General features: G+C 72.1%; 4 protein-coding genes and 2 pseudogenes. 3 read left to right on the top strand and 3 right to left on the bottom strand.

Annotation, left to right across the window (positions count from 1 at the left end; all coding sequences use genetic code 11):
* Nucleotides 1-611: pseudogene (locus tag GT042_RS20960) on the bottom strand (MFS transporter); the annotation flags it as partial.
* A gap of 377 nt (nt 612-988) precedes the next feature.
* Here GT042_RS20960 and GT042_RS20955 point away from each other — a divergent pair.
* Nucleotides 989-1,315 (top strand): plasmid stabilization protein, encoded by a 327-nt coding sequence (locus GT042_RS20955; RefSeq protein WP_161310267.1) that lies wholly within the window; start codon nt 989-991, stop codon nt 1,313-1,315.
* A gap of 32 nt (nt 1,316-1,347) precedes the next feature.
* Here GT042_RS20955 and GT042_RS20950 read toward each other — a convergent pair whose 3' ends face one another.
* Both GT042_RS20950 and GT042_RS20945 read right to left on the bottom strand, forming a co-directional pair.
* Nucleotides 1,348-1,626, bottom strand: a complete 279-nt coding sequence (locus GT042_RS20950; RefSeq protein WP_161310266.1) for a hypothetical protein — start codon at nt 1,624-1,626, stop codon at nt 1,348-1,350.
* 54 nt (nt 1,627-1,680) lie between these two features.
* A complete protein-coding gene (locus GT042_RS20945) occupies nt 1,681-2,661 on the bottom strand; it encodes a TIGR03557 family F420-dependent LLM class oxidoreductase (protein ID WP_161310265.1) in 981 nt (326 codons plus the stop codon).
* A gap of 283 nt (nt 2,662-2,944) precedes the next feature.
* Between GT042_RS20945 and GT042_RS20940 the strand changes: the two genes are divergently transcribed.
* A complete protein-coding gene (locus GT042_RS20940) occupies nt 2,945-3,442 on the top strand; it encodes a hypothetical protein (protein ID WP_161310264.1) in 498 nt (165 codons plus the stop codon).
* Nucleotides 3,439-3,940 (top strand): annotated as a pseudogene (locus tag GT042_RS20935) (transcriptional regulator); the annotation flags it as partial. The gene GT042_RS20940 and the pseudogene GT042_RS20935, both read left to right, overlap by 4 nt.

Raw genomic sequence — 3,940 nt, 5'->3', positions numbered from 1 at the left:
GCGCCCACCGTGGCGGGTGCGGTACGGCGCTGCGCGGCGAAGGCCAGCCCGCCGCCCACCACCAGGGTCGTGGCCAGCGCCATGCCGAGAGCCGGGCCGAAGCTCGCTCCCACGGTGGTGACCAGGGCGGGTCCTGCCAGGTAGCACAGGCCGTTGCCGAGCGATTCCAGGGCGAAGGCGGTGGGCAGCGCCGCGGCCCGCTCGCCTTGCAGCAGCGCCGCCCAGCGGGCCGCCGACAGTGCGCCGAGCTGCGGGATCGTGGCGCCCGCGAGCGCTCCGGCCGCCGTCATCAGCCACTGCGGGCTGTGGTTCCCGACCACGGCCAGGAGCGCGCCCACGGCGGTGGTGTGGGCGAGGAGGACGGGTGGCAGGACGCGGGTCTGGCCGAAGTGGTCGGTCAGCCGGGCGAGTTGTGGCCCGGCCAGGGCCTCGGCGACGGCGAGGGCGCCGGTCACCAGGCCCGCCACGGCGTAGGAGCCGGTCCTGCCGTGGACCAGCCAGATGACGCCGAGGCCGGTCATGGCGATGCCGACCCGGCCGGCGGTGGCGCTGAGGAAGAAGGCCGCCGCACCGGGGGTGCGGAGCAGGGTGCGATAGGGCGCCGACAGCACGGCGTGTCTCTTTCGCTGCCCGGCGGGGCGGACCACCCGGGGTCGTCGGCGTCCTGAGGTGCCGACCCGTGGTCATCGCCTGGAACCGTCCAGTGCTGGCGTGGAGCGGGGACGCGCGCCCCACGCCGACTCCGTCACCGGGCAGAGGTCTCTCACGTGGTCTCGCCGGTCTCGGATGGTCCCGGCCGTACGAGTGACCCGACCCTAGGCCCCGTGGAGCAGCCTCGTCCAGACGTGCCCAGACGATCCCGGACGTGCCCGGACGATCCCGGAGGGACACGGACGCGCCCGGACGGTCCAACGGAACGGGGGCGCGGCTTGAAACGAGCCAGGACCGGGCAGGCGCAGAGAAGGTCCAGAACGCGGAGGAGCGTGTCATGCCGGCAGGATCGAGCCGCAAGCGGGAACGCCAGTACGAGCACATCAAGGAAGGCGCCGAGAAGCGCGGCACCCCGGAGAAGCGGGCCGAGGAAATCGCGGCGCGGACCGTCAACAAGGAGCGCGCACGGTCGGGCGAGGCGAAAACCGCGAGCAAAACCTCTCTCCGGGACCCGAAATCGGCTTCCCAGCGGGGTGGCGAACGTTCGCACAGCGGAGCGCGGGGCCCGACGCGGGACCAGCTGTACGAAGAGGCCAGGAAGAAGAACATCGACGGGCGCTCGTCGATGAACAAGCAGCAGCTGCGCAAAGCCCTCGGCTACTGACTCGGCCGGCTCGACTCCCGGTGCGGGAGCGGCTACCCCTCCTGGGGGCGGCCCTCCACCCGGGCCCGTACGGTCCGTTCGACGGCGGCCCGGTCGAGCGTTTCGCGCTTCGCGTACCGCGTGATCGCGTCCTTGATGTCGCGATCGAGATCACGCCACGCCCGCCAGGCCGTCTCGTAGGTGGATCTCTGTCCCTCGGTCCACGGTTCGACCGCCGGTGGCCCGAACGCCGCGCGTAACTCTCCCGCGCGGTCGTGTGCCTTGTCGGCGGCCCGCTGCAATTCGACCAATTCATCCAGGGTGTCTGCCACGCACGTAGCTTAGGGACTGTTCGCCGGATCAGAGGGTGACATACACCCCTCAGTTCAGGCCGGTGAGCCGTTCGGCGTCAGTTGCCTGACGCGGCTGTCGAGTTCACTCCGGTAGAAGTCGATGAAGCCGTCCGGATCGGGGCCCGCGTTCTGCATGACCAGCCGGTCGAAGCCCGCGTCCACGTACTTCTGGGTCGCCTCGACGTACCGCGCCGGGTCGGCGCCACAGGTGAACTTCTCCAGGATGTCGGCCTCGCGGACCGTGGCCGTCGCGGCCTCGAAATTGACCGGATCAGGCAGCTCGCTCATGACCTTCCAGCCGGTCACGGCCCAGCGGGACGTCTCCAGGGCCGCCTTCGCCGCGGTGTGCGTGTCAGGTGCCCAGGCCACCGGGACCTCCGCGTAACAGGGGCCTGTCCCGCCGGCGTCGCGGTAGTGCCGGACGATCTCCGGCCTGTCCTCGGTCGCGAAGAGACCGTCGCCCAGTTCGGCGGCGAGGACGGCCGACTCCCGGCCGCCGGCGGCGACCGCGATCAGGGGGAGCTTCTCCGGGAGGTCGAAGACGCGGGCGTCCTCCAGGCGGAGGTGCTTGCCCTCGTACGAACGGTAACCTCCGCTCCACAGCAGCCGGATGATCTCCAGCGCCTCCCTGAGGCTGTCGTGCCGGGCGCCGACACTGTCCGGGAAACCGCGGCCGACGACGTGTTCGTTGAGCCGCTCGCCCGAGCCGACGCCGAGGACGAAGCGGTCGTCCGACAGCAGGGCGAGCGTCGCGGCGGCCTGGGCGATGATCGCCGGGTGGTAGCGCACGGTCGGACAGGTGACCCCCGTCGCCAGCCCGATCCGTGACGTCCTGACCGCGATGCTGCCCAGGACCGTCCAGGCGAAGGGCGAGTGTCCTTGGTTGTCGAGCCACGGGTGGTAGTGGTCGCTGATCTCGACGAAGTCGAAGCCGGCCTGCTCGGCGAGGACCGCCTGCCGGACCAGTTCCGCCGGGCCGAACGCCTCGGCTGCCAGTTTGTAACCGACCTTCATGGGTTTCTCGTTTCTCCTGCGACGCGGGGTGATCCGTCCGGAGGAACTGGTACCCGACAATCTCGGGGCATAACGCCCGAATGCGACACGCCCCGGCGCGCCCCGGCACGGGGAGGCGGGTGATCCGGGGCGGCCAGGGCAGGCCGTGCCCCGACCCTATCGGCGGTTGGCATGTTCCGGAGGAAAATGCCGGAACTCCCCACGGAGCGCGGCACGTTACGTAATCTCTCGGTCACTGCCGTACGCACGTACGGCTGCACGCAAGGCTGGGGAGGGACTCCGCGTGCCCGGAATCGACGCATGCCTCCAGGAGGCCATGGACCTGCCGGGAGCGCGCGGGGCGGCCGTGGTCGACTGGACGAGCGGACTCGCGCTCGGTACGGCGGGGGAGTCGCCGAACGGCGACCACGAGGCGACGGCGGCGGAGACGGCCGAGCTGGCGAGGGCGGCGGCGGAGTATCCGGCCTTCGCGCCCGACGCGCCCGGCGGAGGCGTCGCGGGCGGGGCGGACGACGGGCTCCCGGCGGACAAGGGGTCCGCGGCGGACAAAAGGCCGTCGGCGGAGGGCAGGAGCGGTCCGGCCGGGAGTGACGCCCCCGACGGGCCGCCGGTCGAGGACCTCATCCTCACCACCCGTACCGGCTACCACATCCTGTGCTTCGTCGAGACGACCTTCGACAGCAGTGTGTTCCTGCATCTGTGGCTCGACCGCGACACCGGCAACCTCGCGCTCGCCCGATTACGGCTCCGCCAGCTCGCCGCCCGGCTGGTGTTGGCATGACTGCCGCCGTGTCGCCCATGCTCGTCCGGCTCGCGGGGGAGCGGGCCACCGGCGCCCTCTTGCGCGACCAGGGCACGCTCTACCTCGCCGACGGCCGCGTCGTGCACGCCGAGAGCCCCGCCGCCCCCGGTGTCGAGGTCATGCTCACGGCGGGCGGCCGGCTGCCGTACGAGGCGTGGGAGAAGGCCATCGAACAGGCCGGAAGCCGGGGCTCCGTGGGCCGGTTCCTGGTGGAGAGCGGGTACCTGGGCGACGGTGAGCTGGAGATCTGCCACCTCGGGGCGCTGTTCGACGCGGCGTTCTTCGCCCTGGCTCCGGGCAGCGGTCCGACCCGGTTCCGCTACGGCGTCGCGCACTGGTTCGGTCCCGTACGGCCGGTCTCCGCCGACGCCGTCCAGCGGGAGACCCTCCGCCGCCGGAGGCTGCTCGACCACGTCTGGCCGTACGCGGCCGTCGACACCGCGCCGGTCGTCGCGCGCGCCCCGGCGGCCGGGCAGG

Source organism: Streptomyces sp. SID3212 (genome assembly GCF_009865405.1).
GTDB lineage: Bacteria > Actinomycetota > Actinomycetes > Streptomycetales > Streptomycetaceae > Streptomyces.
Note: the sequence above shows the minus strand (reverse complement) of the source record. Positions and strands in the feature narration are given on the sequence as shown.